The following is a 19,603-nucleotide window of genomic DNA, read 5'->3' on the forward strand; positions in this document are numbered from 1 at the left end:
ATTCATTAAATGTTAAGCTGCCAAGCCAGGTGGCTTTATGTTACTAACGGGGAGGATAGTTGAATAATAGTTTTAATATTGTTAAATTTTAACTAACGTTAGGGTTGGCAAAATGAGAGGAATGAACTGATGGATAAGGAAATGTTTATACCTATAAGTAAATGTACACTATACGCTAGATTAGTGGGAGAAAATAGCGGAAAACCAACAGTTATCATGGATGCTGGATATGGAGACTACTCTAAGGCCTGGAATTCAGTATTAAGGGAGATTTCAATGCTTTCTCGTGTACTAATTTATGACAGAGCTGGACTTGGAAAAAGTGAATCAAGCTCTAATCCCAGAACAAGCCGTGAAATGGTAAAAGAATTAAAGGAACTGCTAAATGAAGCCAAGATTAAGCCTCCCTACATATTAGCAGGTCATTCATTTGGTGGAGTTAATATGCGGATGTTTGCTGCAGAATATCCAAATGAAGTGTGTGGACTAGTCTTGATTGACTCTACTCCCGAAGATTACAGAGAACGTTTTCTCCCTGCTATGTCACAAGATTTTCAGCAAGCATATAACAAGCAATTCGTTTACGAAGGAAATTATGATGAATTTATGGAAAGTCTAAAGCAGTTAAAAGACACGAGACAACAATTAAATGTACCATTAATTGTTCTTTCAGCGGGTAAGAAAGCTCATTATTCTATGGAATCCCAAAAGTTATGGAATGAAATGCAGAGAGAGATTCTTGAAATATCCTCAGATGGCGAATTGGTCATTGCTGAAAACAGTGCCCACTATATACAAAATGACGAACCGGAATTGGTGGTCAGCGCGATAAAAAAGTTAATTGAGAAGTAGTTCTAGGTAAGCTGCTAATCAGGCAGCTTTTTTTCTATTTAAACAATCGAGGGAGATTTGTTAAAAGAGGTGTTAATAAAAGTAAAAATTAAAAGTGTTTTAGAAAAAAATTTAGAAACAAATTGTAGTTCAACTCAACTAGATAGTTGTATTTTTTATCAAAAATGAAACTTTCAGATTTTAATTCCGTATATTTGGAAAATACTGTTTTTCCAGAGGTGGATAAAATGCTTAGATTTAGGGTCTTCTGTCTCATATCAATATTTTTATTAACAGCATGCACTCGAGATGCAGCTGTTCCTGAAGAAAAAGTAAAAAAAGAAAAAAATGAAGAAAATACTGTCGTTACAGCAGATGGTAAAATAACCTTTAAGATCTTTAATACAATAAAGGTTCCGCAAGAAAAAGTAGAATTTATAAAAGAAGAACTCCTTAATGCATATGATGATATTCAGAACTCAATTCATACTGATTATGCTCCATCCGAGCGAATAAATGTATTTCTTAATGAAGGTAATCAAGCATCATGGGGTTTGAGATCGGAACTCAAACTTTATTCCATTAAGGAAAATCAATATCCCCTTGTCCATGAACTGACACATTCTTTACTTGGTTATGGGAACAACTTTGATTCAGGTATGGGCTATTTGACGCAAGAGGGTTTTGCTACTTATATGGAAGATAAGCACGGGAAACAAAAATCACACTCTCATAAGATTATGAAGTACTTTTTCGACATCAATAAATCAATTCCAATTAGCAAATTGATAGATCTAAACCAGGACGATGCCTACTTTCGTCCCCCTCTTACAAACCAAGAAGAGTACACCCTTCAATGGATGAGCTATATACATTCAGCTTCTTTTGTCACCTATTTAATTGATACATATGGATTGGAAAAGTTTGAGGGAATTTACAACAAAGAAGACTTAGCTTCTAAAATAGAAGAAGTATACGGAAAGAACATTAGTGAAATTGAAAAGGATTGGATAGTTTATGTAAAAGAAAGTCAAACGGAACTAACATATGGAGATAAGCTTGATATGAGGTATTTTTATGATGCTGCTTTTGTGATTGACCAAATTGATCCTAAGTTTTTTGCCAGGGAATAATTCGTTTCTAATAAAAGAGGCTAGACCCGTTGATTGTAATATAAATTTTATACATAAATTATTAAGGAGTTCAAGTTAATGCTGTCTTAGGCAACATTTTTCTAATGGAAAAACGGGTAGTTGAAGAAAAACAGGTGATTTTTACATCGGAGAGAATTTATTAAGAAATTAATTACTCAAGGTGGTTAGAAAATGGGGATGTCCGATTATTATAAAAAACTCCGAGAAAAAGTCGGTAACGAACTAATCTTTATGCCAAGTGTAGCTGGGATTGTGCGAAACGATTTTGGAGAAATTTTATTACAAAACAAAGGAAATGGCGAGCAGTGGAGTCTTCCTGCTGGTGCAATTGAACTTGGAGAAGCACCTGCCGAAGCAGTTGTTCGGGAAGTATGGGAAGAGACAGGATTATATGTTGTTCCCAAAAATTTATTAGGTGTATTTGGTGGTAAAGACTTTCGCTACCAATATCCCAATGGTCATCAAGTTGAGTATAACGTCTTTATGTTTGACTGCATTATTCAAAGTGGTGAACTAAACCCAATAGATAATGAAACGGCTGAACTTCAATATTTTAATCCAATTAATATGCCTGAACTTGCTTTACCTTATCCTAAAGATTTATTTTTACATAGAAAAAATAGTGAATTATATTTTCATTGGAATGGACAGTGGTTAAAAAATCTTTCTAAAAAATAATCTTTTCTTATCCAATAAACGGGAGCGTTAGTTAAACAAAGGGGAATTGAAAAAGAAGTAGAAATAGTAGGTTAGGTAATTGATTATTTGATAAGCAGCTATCATAGCAGCTTATTTTTATTTTGGAAGTTTATTCAGCAGGAGGTGTGTATTTGTCAAAGGGGTTGCTCCATCATATCGAGCTGTACGTATCAAATTTGGAAAGGTCATCCGAATTTTGGGGGTGGTTTCTCGAGGAGTTAGGATATGTATCTTTTCAAAAGTGGGAATTCGGACAAAGCTGGAGACTAGGTGAAACCTACATTGTCTTTGTGCAGGCAGAGGAACGCTTTCTTGAAATTCCATATCATAGATGCCGAGTGGGGCTGAATCATCTGGCATTTTATGCTGAATCACGGCTTCACGTTGATGAAATAACGAATGTATTAGAGGCTAAAGGGGTCAATATCCTTTATAAAAACAAGCATCCTTTTGCGGGAGGAACTGCTCATTACGCAGTCTATTTCGAAGATCCTGATCGAATTAAAGCTGAATTAATTGCTCCTTTATAAAACGTGGTCTGCTTCTATTTATTATGGAAAGTGAAATTTATGAGCGGGAGGCTTAAAATGTTCATTGTAAATGTAGAAGGAGCTATAAGGAAAAATGACAAGTGGCTCATTGTTGAAAGAAGTAAAAAAGAGGAACATGCAGGTGGTTTGCTTTCCCTTGTTGGAGGAAAGGTGGATTTAGAAGGAAATTCATCAAATATTTTAGAAAGAACTGTAAAGCGTGAAATTTTAGAGGAAGTCGGTGTAAAAGTAAAAGACCGTTTAACTTATGTACACAGTACTTCTTTCGTAACAGATACTAATCATAATGTAGTAGATATTGTTTTTCTATGCGAATATGAATCTGGTGATGCATTACCTTTATGTTCCGATGAGGTCGAAGAGGTGTTTTGGTTAACTACTGAAGAGATTTTACATCACCCGAAAGCGCCTGTTTACTTAAAAGAAAGTATTAAATGTGCTGAAGCCTTGATTCCGGTCCATTAGTAGCAGGGGTCTATTAATCTCGTAATTGTAAAAAAAGCAGCCCAATTTCTCATTAATAATTATTGGGAAATTGGGCTTTAAACTTTTCTTAACTATTCTTTTATCAAGAACTGTGCTTTACAACAGAATCTATAATCTGATCCCAGTCTTCACTATGAATCTCATGGCCAGTTCCAACAAGTGTCAGCAATTCAGAATGAGGGATGGCTTTTTTAAGGGCAAGTCCGTGCTCATATGGGAGGGCCGGGTCTTCTGTTCCATGAATAATGAGAACTGGTACGCGGATCTCATCCATTCTATCGTAATATTCTTCTCCGCCCTGCAGCAGGGCATGGTTAAATCTGCTTGGCAGCTGATTGGCGCGGTCTGCTTCTCTTGCTGCAAGTTTATTCATTCTTTCCTGTTCGAAAGGCTTGGAGCCGGCTAGTGTTTTCCATCCTCCCGCGAGATAAGGAATAGCCGCATCCCGATCCGACCAATCGATGGAAGCGCTCTTCGCGTGGTAATCCAGGATGTTCTGATCCATTGGCGGCAGTTTTTCCATCTCAGTTCCAAATACACTTGATGCGATAAGTGTAAGTGTCAATACACGGGCCGGATATCTTAAGGCAAGAATCTGTCCGGTTAATCCGCCCATGGACATGCCGACGATATGGGCCTGGTCAATATGATAAGCATCCAGTACGCCTGCCGCATCGTCAGCCAAGTCCGTTATTGTATAATTGGAAGTCCCGGGTTCATAAGTGGTCGATCTTCCCAGATCCCGATGATCGTACCGAATAACAAATCTCCCCTGATCAGCCAGACGGAGACAGAAATCTTCGTCCCACCAGTCCAGTGAAGACATTGCGCCCATGATCAAAAGAATTGCTGGATCCTTGGAGTTTCCAAAACTCTCTGTACATATATCCACATTGTTTATTTTCATTATTTGCTCACTCATATTTTACCTCCGTATTATCGTATCACTGATTTAAATATCGCAGATCAGATTGTTTCCGGAGCATAGGACTGCCCCTGTTCATTATCTGTGCCGAATCCACTTGATAATCATGACGAGGCCTCCTTTATTTTTTTTAACAAGGGACTCATCCCTATATGTATTACCCTAACATATGTCTAAGCACTAAAAACCAGAAAAGTACACTATTTTTGGCTGGAATAGCTGATTGGGCAGATTAGAGAAGAGAAGATATAAGTGTTTTAGAATTCACATAAATTAATAGATGTACAGCCTTATCGAAGGTATAGACATAAGCATTTGAATTAATTACCAATATTTGTATTGTTTGGCAGTTGAAAGATAGGGAAAAAACTATTAAGCAATTTATCTATTAATTGTTCAGGAGGGAAAATGTGAATAAACAACCAAGAGACTTAGAGAAAAAAGATATTTCAGTAATAGACAGCAGTGTCGCTAAAAAATCTATGATGGGAACATCGATCGGGAATGCGATGGAGTGGTTTGATTTTGGTATTTATTCCTTCTTAGCTGTTACAATTGGAAAAGTTTTTTTCCCGGAAATTGATCCATCCTTTCAGCTTATATATGCTTTTGCTACATTTGCAGTGGCTTTTATAGCACGGCCGCTCGGAGGGATGTTCTTTGGAATGATGGGTGACCGCATCGGCCGGAAGAATGTTCTGGCCATCACCATGATTCTGATGTCGGCTGCCACCCTTAGTATTGGTTTAATACCCGGTTTTGCAGCAATTGGGATTACTGCCCAGGTCTTATTGCTAGTAGCCAGACTTGTTCAAGGTTTCTCGACTGGCGGTGAGTATGCGGGGGCAATGACCTACATTGCAGAGACCACTCCCGATAAAAAACGCAGCTTTATGGCAAGTGGATTAGAGGTTGGGACACTGGTAGGGTTTATTGCGGGTGCCGGCCTTGTAACCCTGCTGACATCTATTCTTGGAAGTGAGACAATGGTGGAATGGGGCTGGAGAATACCTTTCTTTATTGCTGCTCCACTTGGCATTATTGGTTTCTACTTCCGTAATCATTTGGATGAAACTCCAGCATTTGAAGCGATGAATCAAACTATAGAAGAAAGAAAAGAACATTCCTCTTTAAGAGAGATTTTTGCTGAGCATTGGAAGGCACTATTGATTTGCACATCAATCGTTATTTTTTACAATGTAATGAGTTACACCGTTCTTACGTATATGCCATCATATATGTCAGAAGAGCTTGGCTACAGTGAACAAAAAGGTTTATTGCTTCTTGTGCTTGTTATGATTGCGATGGTTCCAATGGTTTTAACAATGGGACATTTAAGTGATCGATATGGCAGGAACAGAATATTGAAAGCAGGCTTATTGGGGGCAATAGTACTAAGTATACCTGCATTCATGCTGGTTCGTTCAGGCAATATTTATGCGGCCTTTTTTGGATTGCTGATTCTGGGTGCGCTGCTGTCCACCCTGCAGGGGTCCTTGCCGGCTACCCTGCCGTCTTTATTCTTCACCAAAGTGCGTTACGGTGCACTTGCCATCACATATAATACGGCGACATCACTTTTTGGAGGAACGACACCGCTGCTTGTGGCATGGCTGGTGAGTGTAACTGATAATAAAATGGTACCGGCATTTTATCTGATGGGTATGTGTGCATTCGGAATAGTAGTTGTTACTCTGTTTGTAAGAGAGACTGCAGGCAGGTCGCTTCGAGGATCGGCTCCAGTCGTTGAACATCCGAGTGAGATAAAGGAAGTTCTTAAGAACCCTGAAAAAGCCTACTGGTGGCATGATGAGACAAAGCAAACAGGAAAACGCAGCCTGGACAAGGGGCTGCTGACCAGCTTATTTCAAAAACACTAAATCATTAAAAGCTTGCTCGCGTCTATTAACTTAGCCGAATTGAGCAAGTTTTTTTCTTGCTTTACAACAACAAGCGTGATGAGAATACTGTAAGTGCAAAGGGATCAATAGGGGGTAAAAAATAAAACTAGCCGTATTTAACATTGGGAACGTTAAATACGGCTAGTTTGGAATAGGCAATCAAATAATTATGTAAATACCATTGAAAAAGAGAAAGCTATGTGGTAAATTTATATAGATGTGCATTGTATTGATAAAGTTAAGTGTATTATCCCTATATTAATTATATAATGCCGTCGATTCGTTTGTCAACCTTTTTATAAATATTTTTAAGGAGTGTTTGCTATGAATTCAAAACTTCAGCACGAGCAAAAACGATTGGACGGTGTAATGGAGACGATTACGGAGGAAGTCCGCAGATTGGAAGAAGAAACCTCCAGGCGTAAAAACGAAGTGGTTCATATCCGCAAACACTTTTGGGATGAAGTCAAGGTAAACACGGATACCTTTGATGATTATTTGGAGACCATTATCGGTTTGAGGCAGGAGGCACAGGCTCTGTCTGTAAGTCAGAGTACCCATCGGCATGCTTCCAAGCGCTTGTCCACCCTGCGCCGGATGGAGGAGGTCCCCTATTTCGGACGGATCGATTTTACTGAAGAAGGCTCTTCCGAACAGGAGCCTGTTTATATTGGCATTTCTACGCTAAGGGATCAGAGCGGCGAGAATTTTCTTATTTATGACTGGAGGGCGCCGGTTTCGAGTGTGTACTATGATTACCAGCCGGGACCTGCTAAGTATGAAACACCCGGAGGCACTATTGAGGGCACATTGGAGAAAAAATGGCAATATTTGATCCGCCGCGGTGAACTTCAATCCATGTTCGATACGAGTCTGACCATTGGGGATGAAATTCTGCAGCAGGTTCTCGGCAAGGGAACTGATAAGCATATGCACAATATTGTCGCGACCATTCAACAGGATCAAAACCGGATCATCCGCCATGATCAGGGAAGGCTGCTTATTGTTCACGGTGCGGCCGGAAGCGGAAAGACGTCAGCTGCCCTGCAGCGGATTGCTTATCTGCTTTACAAGTACCGGGAAAATCTGAATGCTGATCAAATCATTCTGTTTTCACCTAATAGGATGTTTAACAGCTATGTATCCAATGTGCTGCCGGAGCTGGGGGAAGAGAACATGCAGCAGGTTACCTTCCAGGAATATTTGGATCATCGGCTGGGTAAAGAGTTCGTCGTAGAAAATCCATATGAGCAATTGGAGTATGTTTTAACTGCTGCGAAAACCCCTGAGTACAGATCAAGGGTTGCGGGCATTAAATTTAAAGCATCTGTCCGTTTTTTTGAGGCCATTAATGCGTACTTGAAGTCGCTGGAGTTATCGGGAATGGTGTTTAAGGATATAAGTTTCAGAGGAAAGCCGATTGTTCCTGCTCAGCAAATGGCAGATCAATTCTACAGCAGCGACACTTCACTCGGTTTTCATAACAGGCTTGAGAAGCTGGCGGATTGGCTTATAAAGAAAATTACTGAAGCTGAAAAAGCTGAACGGTCCAAGGAGTGGGTACAGGAGGAAATCGAGCTGCTCAGCAATGAGGAATACCATAAGGCACATGCCTACCTGGCGAAAAAACGCGGCTTTACAGGGGATTCGATTCATGATTATGAAATCGAGCCTGAAGCGTTAGCCCGCCTGATTGTCCGGAAAAAATTCAAGCCGCTGCGAAAACAAATCCGGGCCATGCGTTTCATTGATTTTAAGGCGATATACAAGCAGCTATTTGCAGATCCCTTGAAGATCCGAGAGTGGATGGAAGAGGAGATGCCGGCAGAATGGGCTGCTATCTGTCAGTCGACACAGGAAATGCTCGATGAAGGCAGATTATGTTATGAAGATGCTACTCCGTTTTTATATGTGAAGGAGCAGATTCAAGGCTTTCAGACGAATAGTTCGATTAAACATATTGTGGTGGATGAGGCGCAGGATTACTCTCCGTTTCAATTTGAGTTCTTAAAGCGTTTGTTTCCTGCTTCCAAGATGACGGTGCTCGGTGATTTTAACCAGGCGATTTTCGCCCATGCCAGCGAAACGGCCGATTTTCACACACTCACCAGCCTGTATGGACCGAATCAGACAGAACTGATTAATTTAGCGAGGAGCTACCGGTCGACTAAACCAATCATCGAATTTACAAGAAGACTGGTTCCTAACGGGAAAGAGATCATCCCCTTTGAACGAGATGGCAAGCTGCCTGAGCTGAAGCGATTACCCGGTCACACCGAACTGCACAGCTTCATTGCCTCGAAGGTTGCTGAATGGAGAAGCCAGGGGCTTAACAGCATGGCCATTATCTGTAAGTCTGCAGAAGAAAGTGCACAGGCCTATGAAGCCCTGTCCGGCATCGAGGGAATAAAACTCCTGAAAAGCAACTCGACCGAATATGAAGAAGGAGTCGTTGTCGTACCTTCGTATTTATCCAAGGGCATTGAATTTGATGCCGTTATTATTTATGATGCATCGGAAAGTGTATACGGTGATGAAAGCCTGCGAAGAGTGTTTTATACCTCCTGCACGAGAGCGATGCATGATTTGCAGCTCTGCAGCGTGGGTGAACCGAGTCCGTTCTTGCAGGATGTTTTGCGGGAAGGTCTCATTCAGGTCTGACCCGGCTGGGTGTATCATCTATAGTTAACTTAGAAAGAAGGATTGATCTAATGTCACAGCAAACCAATACGGATCAAAACAAACCGCCATATGGCATGATCGCCATTTTATTTATCGGGGCTTTTGTAGCAATATTGAATGAAACATTGCTGAACGTTGCTCTCCCATCCATTATGGAAGAATTTGATGTGAATGCAACTGCCGTACAATGGCTGTCTACAGGCTATATGCTTATTAACGGGATTTTAATACCGGCGAGTGCATTCTTCATTCAGCGATTTTCCGATAAGAAATTATTCATTACAGCCATGTCACTGTTTACTTTGGGAACATTCCTGGCCAGCATTGCGCCTGCATTTGGTGTGTTATTAGGGGCCCGGATGATTCAGGCTTCAGGATCCGCGATTATGATGCCCCTATTAATGAATGTCATGCTTACCGCCTTTCCGGTCGAAAAAAGAGGGGCAGCAATGGGGATGTTTGGTCTTGTCATGATTACAGCTCCAGCAATTGGTCCGACTCTTTCCGGATGGCTCATTGAACATTACAGCTGGAGAATGTTATTTGACCTTGTTCTGCCAATTGCCCTGCTAACCGTAGTTTTTGCAGTCTTTAAGTTAAAAGATATCACACCGCAGAGAGCGATTAAGCTTGATTTCATCTCGCTGGTTTTATCAAGCATCGGGTTTGGCGGCTTGCTTTATGGCTTTAGTTCAGCAGGGGAAAAAGGCTGGGATAGTCCCCTCGTGTACGGTACGATTGTGATTGGGGCACTTGCTTTACTTACCTTTGTACTCCGTCAGCTTCGGATGGATGATCCTATGCTTGAATTTCGCATCTATAAATATCCGATGTTTGCCCTGTCATCGGCCATTTCGATCGTGATCGCCGTTGCCATGTTTTCAGCGATGATTTTGATGCCCATCTATGTACAGACCATCCGCGGAATTTCACCGATGGATTCGGGTCTATTGATGCTTCCGGGAGCGATTGTCATGGGGATCATGTCTCCCATTACAGGGAAGCTCTTTGATAAGTATGGGGCAAGAGTTTTAGCGGTGATTGGGCTGACTATTACCGTTGTAACATCTTATTTCTTCAGCAGAATCGGCATGAATACGGCCTATTCAACCCTTGTTCTGCTGTATACCTTTCGAATGTTCGGGATGTCAATGGTTATGATGCCTGTCATGACAAATGGATTGAATCAGCTGCCGCCGATCAACAATCCGCACGGAACCGCCATGAATAATACACTGCAGCAGGTATCCGGCGCCATTGGCTCCGCGCTGCTGATTACCGTCATGAATAACCGTACGAAAGAAAAAGCAGAGGAGCTGGCTGCTGACACACTGGCCAATACGAGCGCAAGTGCAGCTCAGCCATCTGCACAGGCCGCAGCTGACATGCAGCAGCAAATCATGAATGAAGCGATGCTGCATGGCATTAATTTCACTTTCTTCCTTTCTGCATTGATTGCGGTCATTGCACTTATACTTGCTTTCTTTATTAAGAGAGTGAAACCTCATCATGAGAATCAGACAGGTGAAGGAGCAGCTGTTAAAGAGTAATCAATATACTGAAAACCGGGTGGTGTCCAGTTTCTGGCACCGCCCGGTTTTTTTTATGCTGCCGCTATTTTTTTAATAAAAAAGGGGCGGTTGCAATAACACCAATCACATACAAAAGCAAAGCGAAGTAAGCAGGAAGCAGATGGATGAAATCTATATAGTTAATAAAAAAGTGAGTTAAAATCCCGGCGGCAAATGCAGGGATGGCACCAATGGTGAAGGTCCACCATACCCAGCGTTCCCCCTCGCGGATGCCCCATAAAGCCAGCATCAGGACGAGCAAGCCTACACTCAGGAGTGCGCTCCCAAAGCCTGCCCGGTCATGTGCGATCACAGGAATTAACCGATCGTTAAACTCGTTAAGCGCTTCCGGAGTCAGGCAAAGATAAGCAAGATCTGTTGGTACAAACACATGTGAAGCTCCTATGGCGGAAATGACCATCCCGCCAATAGCTAATGAAAAGCCCAGTATTACAAAACAAAGCTGGCCGAATAAGCTTAGCTTCCACTGCGCACTGTTTGAAAGGTTTGAACTGGCGGGGGGTGCACTTGCGTTTCTTGATTTTGCATATCCCAATATAAACAAGGGCAGTAAAATAAGCCAAAACAGCCCATGAAGCCAATCGAAATAACCGTAGCCAATAAACAGGACAATCCCCAGGAAGCCGATGGTTCCTGCTATATTTACTGCTTTTCTTGCCCAGTGGAGGCCGTGTCTTATACCATGCCTGGCAAGCTGCATATAGATGATTCCACCTGAAATCATCGTTCCAGAAAGCGTCATTCTGTCATGTGCCATAAAATATAAAATGGCAGGGTTAAAATAAAGAATATCTTTCCTGAAGATCCCAAGAAATCTCTCATCATAGGGAAGGATCACCGAGGTCATGCTGAAAAACAGGGCAATAAAACCTGCAATGGCAATAGCCAAGCCAAACAGCCAATACCAGCGCCATCCTTCCACTTTAACAGGCTCCATCTTGAATGTGCTGGTATAGGCCTCGTTAATCCTCTTCGGCAATCCAGGTCCAGTGAAAATGTACTCATCGCCTAACAGGATTAAAGAAGCTCCGTTTTCCAGCAGTTTAATAGCATCTGAAGGCTCTTTAACACAGCCTGTAGTGATGATGGGCAAATCTTCGCTGTACAGCTTCCTGAGAGCTGCAAGCTTATGAATGAGTTTTTCCGGTGAATCACTGCCTGTAAGAAGAACTCCGTCCGGGCTATAGTCAAGCCTGAGAGTATCATCCTGTGAAATAGAAAGAATGATAGGTTTATTTAATTCGTATTTAAATTGATTAAATTGGCTCGCTGATTGAAAAGTATGGCTGCCCAAAATAAATCCGTCACTAAAAGGAAGCAATGCTTCACAAATTTGGATTGCCTCTTGATGAGTACCTTCAACGTTTATAAGAAACGGAATCTTCTTTTTCTTTAGTGAAAGCAGCTGTTCCTTAGCAGCCGTTAACTCTACGGAAGCGTCAGTTAATCTATGTATCTTCTCTTGTTTCGGGTCTGCATATAGTTCTTCTGATGACCCTCGAATGGAAACGGGCCCAATTTCGATAAAACCAAACCCCAGATTCTGAAAAGCCTTCATCCCCGATAATTGAGGATCAATCCTGCCGCTTAGTCCGACTGGAGTGGAAAAATGAACGCCAAATACATTTTTCGCAAGCTTGCAGGAGGGTTCCAAATGACCAAGAAATTCGATTAATCCTTCCCCTATACGGCTGGATGATATCATGCTCATTCCGCGATGGATAAACTCTCTGCTGAAGGAAGGGGGCAGCTTTTGAAGTATGGGCTTAAAAATAGGATGATACGACCAATCCGGCAAATAAACACCTCCCATTTTTATCTATTTTAGCATATGAGTTTGGATGGATAGGTTTTTATTGTAGTGGAAGAGTGTTCTTTCTTTTTTATAATTGGACCCATGCATCTCCATTAAAAAGGCAAAATATATCTTTATTTTTATTGCATATGCAACAAAAATAAGTTAAATTGAATATATTGCACCATTGTTGTATTTACAACAAAAATTCGTGTTAAGGAGCTGACTACGCTGGAAATTCTCCGTGAAATTGGCATGATTGCGAGGGCGCTGGATTCCATAAGCAATATCGAATTTAAAGAGCTTGACCTTACAAAAGGGCAGTATCTGTACCTTGTGCAAATATGTGAAAAACCAGGAATTATTCAGGAAAAATTAGCTGAAATGATAAAAGTAGATCGGACAACAGCGGCCCGTGCGATTAAAAAGCTTGAACTGAACGGTTTTATAGAAAAGAAAGGTGATGAACAGAACAAGAAAATCAGGAAGCTCTTCCCTACAGAGAAAGGGAAAAAAGCGTTTCCTTTTATAAAAAAAGAACATGAATATTCCAATGCGATTGCCTTAGAGGGATTCACTGAAAAAGAAGCAGAAATCATTTTCAGTCTGCTCCAAAAAGTTAGGAAAAATGTAGAGAAAGACTGGGAATATGTGAAAAAGGGGAACAAGAGAAATTATTGAAGGAGAGTCATAATGACTATTAATATAAAAAAATGTACGGTTGAAGATTTAAGGAGACTACAGGAAATTAGCTATGAAACCTTTAATGAGACGTTTAAGGATCAAAATTCACCCGATAATATGCAAGCCTATTTGGAAAAGGCATTTAACCTAAAGCAACTAGAGACTGAACTATCTCAACCTTCATCACAGTTCTATTTTGTTGAATTTGAGGGCGAGACAGCCGGGTATTTAAAGGTCAATACTGATGAGGCTCAGACTGAAGAAATGGGCGGCGAAGCACTCGAAATCGAGAGAATTTATATCAGAAGCCCATTTCAGAAACAAGGGTTTGGTAAGTATCTGTTCCATAAAGCCCTTGAAAGTGCGATGGAGCTTAATAAAAAGAAAATTTGGCTGGGTGTATGGGAAAAAAATGAAAAGGCAATTGCCTTTTATAAGAAAATGGGGTTTGTCCAAACGGGAGCCCATTCTTTTTATATGGGTGATGAAGAACAAACGGATTTTATAATGGCCAAGACTCTTAACTAATTTTTTCGAAGGGCGGATGGTTATGTATATTCCAAAATACTATAAAGTCACTAATGCGGATGAAATATGGGAGTTTGTTCAAAGTAACTCGTTTGGCACGATCGTCACAGTAAAACAAGGAAGGCCCATTGCCACTCATGTGCCATTGCAGCTAATAAAAGAAGGAGATACGTGCTATTTAACAGGGCATATGGCTTACGGGAACCCGCAATGGAAAACTTTTGCAGACTCTGAAGATGTACTGGTGATGTTCCAGGGGCCACATGCTTATATTTCTTCCTCCTGGTATGAAGAAGAAAATGTGCCGACTTGGAATTATCAGGCTGTCCATGTATATGGTCAAGCGAGTATTCTGAGTGAAGAGGAATTAAAGGGTGACCTGGCCATCCTGCTTCAAAAATATGAAAAGCATCGCAAAAATCCTGTCTTATGGGATACACTTTCTCCTGAGCTTGTAGAACAGCAGCTAAAAGGAATTGTTGGATTCAAGATAAAAGTACAGGAAATTCAAGCTGCCAATAAACTAAGCCAGAACCGTAATGAAAGAGACTATCAAAACATCATTCATAAACTCTATGAAGAGAATGATTTTAATTCTAAGCAAATGGCCCGGCTGATGGAAGGAAAGCTAAAAAGGGATTAAGTTTATAAAAAAACAGAGGAATCCAATGTCCTCTGTTTTTTTAGTGATTGGAGTATTATGTCAGGATGGAGGGAGATTGAACCTTTACATGAAACGAATGTATACCACTCTCATACATTAGTATTACAGGGAGGTGAAACCCAATATGGAAATCATTATATTTTTGGCCATACTTGGTTTATGCCTATTTGGTTTTAATTGGATAATGGGATACAGAAAGAATCATATCACGATTGATCTGGATGAGAGGTATGTGGACTTCAAAGAGTATATTGAGGCAATCCAGAGTGAACTTGTCAACCAAGGGAGAGAGGTCAGCTATGTAGGGAATCGAAAATTCATTATTGATGGCCGGACCTATATTTTCATAGAACGCAATGTTTCGATGGGAGGCGTTCCCCTGCAAAGAACCATTCTGAAACCTGAAAAGTGATTAACTTGAAGGTGTTAAAGAGAGATAGGGGGACTGAATCAAATTTGAGAATGTCTTTTATAAGAGGGAAAGATAAACCATCTTCCAGCGCAGAAGATGGTTTATTTCATATTCGGAAATCCCTGCTGGCGCAATGCTTCATACACCAATATCGCAGCTGTGCTCGAAAGGTTGAGTGATCGGACATTGCCATTCATGGGGATTCTTAAGAAATGATCTTTATTTTCTTCCAGCAGGTCTTTAGGCAAGCCTGTTGTTTCTTTTCCAAACATAAAATAATGCTCCTTTGAGACATCACTGAAATCAAAGGAAGAATGCGCCTGTTCACCAAAGGTTTCAATATAGTAAAACTCCCCCTGGTTTTTTGAGAAAAATTCATCCATGGAATCATAATACGATATGTTCACTGATTCCCAGAAATCAAACCCTGCCCGCTTGATCATTTCCGGCTCTGTTGAAAAGCCAAGCGGCCGGATCAAATGCAGAGCTGTATCCGTTCCAGCGCAAGTCAGGGCAATATTTCCGGTGTTGGCCGGAATATCCGGCTGATATAGTACGACATGTATGGCCAAGGGTTGTCACCTCAATGTTTTGATTTAGCCTTTAAATTATAGCATACGATCAAATGCGAGGTGAAAAACAGCAGTATTCATTTATCCTAACCGGTTTTCAGGATATTAAATCGAAATAACGCCAAATGCAATGGCAGCAATAATCATAAATAGTGAAGAGGCAACTGCCCACTTTAATGCAAAGCGCTGATTCTGACCATAGTCAATGCCGATCATGCCGACTAGCAGGTAACCTGCGGCATAGAGCGGACTTAGCACGTGAGCGGGCTGGCCGAGCACTGATGCACGGGCAATTTCAGCCATAGGAATATTGTAGTTCGCAGCCGTTTCCCCTATGATCGGGATAATTCCATAATAATAGGGATCGTTCGCCATGAAATACGTAAATGGCATGCTTGTGATCGCTGTAATTAATGGCAGCTGTGACCCTAACTGATCTGGAATGACTTGAACAAGCGCTGTCGCCATTGCATCCACCATTTCAGTTCCATTCATGATTCCTGTGAAAATGCCAGAGGCAAAGACTAAGGCGACAACTGCCAGGACATTTCCAGCATGCGCGGCAACACGTTCTTTTTGCTGTACTAAGTTGGGATAATTTATCATCGCGGCAAGTGCAAAGCCTAACATAAAGAGAACAGGGAGCGGCAGCAATCCGGCGATTAAGGCAATCAGAAGGGCTATGGTCAGTCCTGCATTTACCCAAATTAGCTTTGGACGCTTCAGTTCAGTAAGCGTTTCTCTGCTGGCAGCAGCGGCCACCTCTTCCTCTGCAGCCTGTAGCTCTCTGATAGCTGAATCATCCATTTGGCGGATTCCGATTCGTTTCCGTTCCTTAAGGCCAAAGTACCAGGCAGCAAGGAAGGCAAAAAGAATGCCGGCTGCCATTACAGGAATCAGCGGAAGGAATACTTCCTCGGTTGTAAGCTGCAGAGAACTGATGACTCTGGCTGTCGGTCCGCCCCAGGGTGTCATGTTCATAACGCCGATGGAGAGAAGGGCGAGCGTTGCCAGCATGTATAAATTCATATTCAGTTTTTTGTATAGTGGCAGCATGGCTGTGACAGTAATGATGAACGTTGTTGTTCCATCTCCGTCCAGAGCGACCAGCGACGCGAGAGCAACAGTTCCAAGGGCAATCTTTAGCGGGTCACCCTTAACAATCCGTAAAATTGTATTCACAATTGGTTCAAATAAGCCTGCATCAATCATGACGCCGAAATAGAGGATAGCAAACACAAGCATAACGCCTGTAGGAGCAACCTGCTTAATCCCTTCAAGCATCATATCTCCAATCCCTGTATAGAACCCGCCAATTAAAGCAAATATGATTGGCACAATAATTAATGCCAATAGGGCAGACATTCGTTTCGTCATTATTAAAGCCATAAAAACAGCAACCATACAATATCCAAGCAATGCGAGCATAAAACCCCTCCTAATCATTTGTAAGCGCTTCCTTTTGAATCACTTTATCAGGGGTGCTCCTGAAAGGCTAGATTAGTTGTTTAAGTTGAATAAAACATAATAATTTCATAATTTTCATATTTTTTATGAAACTAGAGATGAAGACATACTGGTTTACCGGTGAATAAGGGAGGCAGGAGGGCTGCTTTCCAAGTAAAAAGCAAGCCCCTTTATATGAGGGCTTGCTAGAGTTGTTTGTATCGGCGTTCGGGACGGCCCACACTGCCATAGACTATATCCACTTCCACAAGGTCAAGGGAAACCAGGTACTCTAAATAGCGCCTTGCTGTGGAGTGACTTGCGCCGATTTGCATTCCTACTTCTTCAGCATTCAGGCTTGTGGATGCAGCTTCCATTGCTTGTGTAACTTTTCGCAGTGTATGTTTGTCGATGCCTTTTGGCAAAGCCTCAGCCTCGTGCTTTGTCTCCGCAGCAGGGGAACTTTTTTTAAAAAGCCGCTGTATTTGATCTTGTTTAATATGAGCATTGGTTTGCCACGCGTGCCTTGTTTGGCTGTACTCTTCAAAAGTTGAAAAAAAGCTTTCAACCATTATAGGCTTCAGCAGATAGCTATATGCTCCCCCGCGCATGGCATCTCTTACGGTTTTAGCATCATTTGAAGCTGTTATCATGATGATATCGATATGACGGTGGTTGTGTTTGATCTGAAACAGCAAATCAATGCCATTGGCGTCCGGCAGGTGAACATCGAGCAAGATCAAGTCAGGTGTAATCACGTTTAGCAATTGAATCGTTTCAGAAGCTGTTTGTGCTTTCCCTATGACAGTGAAATCCTGTCTTTTTTGGATAAGCTGTTCATATACAGACGAAGCGACAGGGTCATCCTCAACGATAAGCACCCCAATTGATGGGTTAGTCATGATTTTCTCTCTCCTCCGCGGTTGTGTATTCAGGATTGTTTTTTGGAATGGCGATGGTCATGCATGTTCCTTCTAACCGGTCTGTACGGTACCATTCCCCGCCAAGCTGGCTTAGTGCATGCTGCATGATTGTCAGGCCCAGGCCGTGCTGCGGGTGGTTTTTGGTTGTGGCTCCTTCAGTGAAAAAGTAGGCTTCTTCTTCGGAGGTCATTCCTTTGCCATTATCTTCAATATCCATAACCAGCTCGTCTCCATAGTCTGTAAAGGACAAGTGGACAGCGGCGTTCTTTCCTTTCCATTCAGAAGATGCTTCAAGAGCATTATCAATCAAATTGCCAATTACAGTAACGACATGTTCACTTTGAATGGTATCAGGGAAGTCCAGCCATTGGCTGTTTTCATCAAAGGTGATTGAGACTTTCATTTCTTTGGCCCGGTTCACTTTCCCAAGAAGAACGGCAACAATTAAAGGATCTTTAATTGTGGACATTAAAAAGGTGACAGTCTGCTGCAGTTCCTGCACCTCCATCTTCATAAATGCCTTTGCCTCTTCGTAACGCTCCAATAGCAGGAGCCCGTTTAATGTGTTCAATTTATTTAAATATTCATGGGTCTGTGCCCGAATATGGTTCGCGTGCTGCCGGATCTCAATAAGTTCATTTGCCAGATCTTCTACTTCAGAGAAGGGGCGGATAGTCAGCACTATACCTGATATTGCCGTTTCTTCAGCTAAGATGGGCGAGAGGTCTACAATATATATCGAGTTCTTGATGAGTACTTGTTCCTGAATTAATTGATCCGGATTCTGTAATGCAGTTCTGATAAGCGCTTTCAAATGTGGCTCGGTCAGTGTACATTCTACATGCTCCCCCAGAATGACACGCGCTTTTTTATTGGCTGATAAAATTTGGAGTGCAGGGCTGATGGCAAGAGTGGCGTCCCCAATCGACTCCAGAATAGCCTGTTTTTCAGAAAAGGCATGGGAAATCTCCTCGGGCTCTAAATTAAATATTAGCCTTTTGACTCGTCTGGCAATATAAAATGCGCCTGGTATGCCAATCAGAAGGGCAAGTCCGCCGAAAGCTGCTACCCGCAACTGGTAAACAAAGATTCTGCTTTCTACTTCATTCGTTAAGAAGCCAACGGAAGAAACACCGATAATAGTACCTGCCTCATCATAAATGGGTGTTTTCGCTTTAACTGCTTCTCCTAAGACGCCATTTCCTATGAAAATAACAGAATCTCCTGCGAGCGGGGCTTTGTTGCTTGTTTCTGTCACTTTGCCAATTTGATCCGGGTAGGGATGGGAATAGCGGATGCCATCCTCGTTCGCTATTACTATATAATCTGCACCTGTCCGCTCTCTAAGTTTCTCGGCAATCGGCTGTATAAGCTGTGCCGGATGTTCTGCAGCAAACGCATCGATAATAGAATCGTTTTCAGCAACCAATTCCGCAACGGTCATCGCCTGCTGGCCGGTGGTTCTCTCAATCATTTGATCAATAATGGAGGAAAAAGAAATGATGATTAACAGTATGCAAAGTATGAGTACAGTAAGAACGAGCAGAACCATTTGCCCGAAAAGCCCCGGCCGTTTTAATTTAAAGAGTTTCGACACTTTGGCCACCTCTGGCAATTTTATTTACTACTAGATTAAAGGAGGCAATTCCATTCGGCAAGGTAAAGTTTAATCACAGGATGTGCCATTCTGCAGTTGGGGTGTTGCCACCCTGTACTCTATTTTCAGAATAAAGTAATTTTTGTAAAAATATGTTAAAC

General features: G+C 41.7%; 18 protein-coding genes. 12 read left to right on the forward strand and 6 right to left on the reverse strand.

The window, feature by feature from the left end; translation table 11 throughout:
- Positions 1-129 precede the first annotated feature (129 nt).
- The 5 genes from ACTHRG_RS13220 to ACTHRG_RS13240 all read left to right on the forward strand — a co-directional run bounded on the left by ACTHRG_RS13220 (position 130) and on the right by ACTHRG_RS13240 (position 3,700).
- Complete coding sequence (locus tag ACTHRG_RS13220) at positions 130-852, forward strand: alpha/beta fold hydrolase (protein ID WP_076259864.1); 723 nt, start codon at positions 130-132, stop codon at positions 850-852.
- Positions 853-1,079: 227 nt separating this feature from the next.
- Entirely contained in the window at positions 1,080-1,964 is an 885-nt protein-coding gene (locus tag ACTHRG_RS13225; RefSeq protein WP_440231307.1) for a hypothetical protein, read from the forward strand.
- 192 nt (positions 1,965-2,156) lie between these two features.
- Entirely contained in the window at positions 2,157-2,663 is a 507-nt protein-coding gene (locus ACTHRG_RS13230) for an NUDIX hydrolase (protein ID WP_076259862.1), read from the forward strand.
- 152 nt (positions 2,664-2,815) lie between these two features.
- Positions 2,816-3,214 (forward strand): VOC family protein, encoded by a 399-nt coding sequence (locus ACTHRG_RS13235; protein ID WP_076259860.1) that lies wholly within the window; start codon positions 2,816-2,818, stop codon positions 3,212-3,214.
- Between the two features lie 57 nt (positions 3,215-3,271).
- A complete protein-coding gene (locus ACTHRG_RS13240) occupies positions 3,272-3,700 on the forward strand; it encodes an NUDIX hydrolase (protein ID WP_076259858.1) in 429 nt (142 codons plus the stop codon).
- Positions 3,701-3,803: 103 nt separating this feature from the next.
- Here the strand turns inward: ACTHRG_RS13240 and ACTHRG_RS13245 are convergent, their stop codons facing one another.
- Positions 3,804-4,643: an alpha/beta fold hydrolase gene (locus ACTHRG_RS13245; RefSeq protein ID WP_440231308.1), complete on the reverse strand. Its 840-nt coding sequence runs from the start codon at positions 4,641-4,643 to the stop codon at positions 3,804-3,806.
- A 485-nt stretch (positions 4,644-5,128) separates the two neighbouring features.
- Here ACTHRG_RS13245 and ACTHRG_RS13250 point away from each other — a divergent pair, with 485 nt between their 5' ends.
- The 3 genes from ACTHRG_RS13250 to ACTHRG_RS13260 all read left to right on the forward strand — a co-directional run bounded on the left by ACTHRG_RS13250 (position 5,129) and on the right by ACTHRG_RS13260 (position 10,779).
- Positions 5,129-6,526, forward strand: coding sequence for an MFS transporter (locus ACTHRG_RS13250; RefSeq protein WP_175609130.1), 1,398 nt, complete (start codon positions 5,129-5,131; stop codon positions 6,524-6,526).
- 345 nt (positions 6,527-6,871) lie between these two features.
- Positions 6,872-9,208 carry an RNA polymerase recycling motor HelD gene (gene helD, locus ACTHRG_RS13255; RefSeq protein WP_440231309.1) on the forward strand — a complete coding sequence of 779 codons (2,337 nt, stop codon included), beginning with the start codon at positions 6,872-6,874 and terminating at the stop codon, positions 9,206-9,208.
- A 50-nt stretch (positions 9,209-9,258) separates the two neighbouring features.
- Entirely contained in the window at positions 9,259-10,779 is a 1,521-nt protein-coding gene (locus tag ACTHRG_RS13260) for a DHA2 family efflux MFS transporter permease subunit (RefSeq protein ID WP_076259850.1), read from the forward strand.
- Between the two features lie 64 nt (positions 10,780-10,843).
- Here ACTHRG_RS13260 and ACTHRG_RS13265 read toward each other — a convergent pair whose 3' ends face one another.
- Positions 10,844-12,619 carry a dihydroorotate dehydrogenase gene (locus ACTHRG_RS13265; protein ID WP_076259848.1) on the reverse strand — a complete coding sequence of 592 codons (1,776 nt, stop codon included), beginning with the start codon at positions 12,617-12,619 and terminating at the stop codon, positions 10,844-10,846.
- A 252-nt stretch (positions 12,620-12,871) separates the two neighbouring features.
- Here ACTHRG_RS13265 and ACTHRG_RS13270 point away from each other — a divergent pair, with 252 nt between their 5' ends.
- From ACTHRG_RS13270 to ACTHRG_RS13285, 4 genes are all read left to right on the forward strand, one after another.
- Positions 12,872-13,297: a MarR family winged helix-turn-helix transcriptional regulator gene (locus tag ACTHRG_RS13270; RefSeq protein WP_076259846.1), complete on the forward strand. Its 426-nt coding sequence runs from the start codon at positions 12,872-12,874 to the stop codon at positions 13,295-13,297.
- 12 nt (positions 13,298-13,309) lie between these two features.
- Entirely contained in the window at positions 13,310-13,828 is a 519-nt protein-coding gene (locus ACTHRG_RS13275; protein ID WP_076259844.1) for a GNAT family N-acetyltransferase, read from the forward strand.
- Positions 13,829-13,850: 22 nt separating this feature from the next.
- A complete protein-coding gene (locus ACTHRG_RS13280; protein WP_076259842.1) occupies positions 13,851-14,471 on the forward strand; it encodes an FMN-binding negative transcriptional regulator in 621 nt (206 codons plus the stop codon).
- Positions 14,472-14,616: 145 nt separating this feature from the next.
- The gene (locus ACTHRG_RS13285; protein WP_076259840.1) at positions 14,617-14,904 is read left to right on the forward strand and encodes a hypothetical protein; all 288 of its coding nucleotides are present in this window, start codon (positions 14,617-14,619) and stop codon (positions 14,902-14,904) included.
- A 101-nt stretch (positions 14,905-15,005) separates the two neighbouring features.
- Here the strand turns inward: ACTHRG_RS13285 and ACTHRG_RS13290 are convergent, their stop codons facing one another.
- From ACTHRG_RS13290 to ACTHRG_RS13305, 4 genes are all read right to left on the reverse strand, one after another.
- Positions 15,006-15,476: a tRNA (cytidine(34)-2'-O)-methyltransferase gene (locus ACTHRG_RS13290; RefSeq protein WP_076259837.1), complete on the reverse strand. Its 471-nt coding sequence runs from the start codon at positions 15,474-15,476 to the stop codon at positions 15,006-15,008.
- A 105-nt stretch (positions 15,477-15,581) separates the two neighbouring features.
- Entirely contained in the window at positions 15,582-16,904 is a 1,323-nt protein-coding gene (locus ACTHRG_RS13295; protein ID WP_076259835.1) for a CitMHS family transporter, read from the reverse strand.
- Between the two features lie 224 nt (positions 16,905-17,128).
- On the reverse strand, positions 17,129-17,824 hold the full coding sequence (locus ACTHRG_RS13300) for a response regulator (RefSeq protein ID WP_440231311.1): 696 nt from the start codon (positions 17,822-17,824) through the stop codon (positions 17,129-17,131).
- Positions 17,817-19,442 (reverse strand): ATP-binding protein, encoded by a 1,626-nt coding sequence (locus ACTHRG_RS13305; protein WP_076259833.1) that lies wholly within the window; start codon positions 19,440-19,442, stop codon positions 17,817-17,819. The genes ACTHRG_RS13300 and ACTHRG_RS13305 overlap by 8 nt, the downstream gene beginning before the upstream one ends.
- Between the last annotated feature and the right edge of the window lie 161 nt (positions 19,443-19,603).

Source organism: Cytobacillus sp. SAFR-174, assembly GCF_051964675.1.
In the GTDB taxonomy this organism is placed as follows: domain Bacteria; phylum Bacillota; class Bacilli; order Bacillales; family Cytobacillaceae; genus Cytobacillus.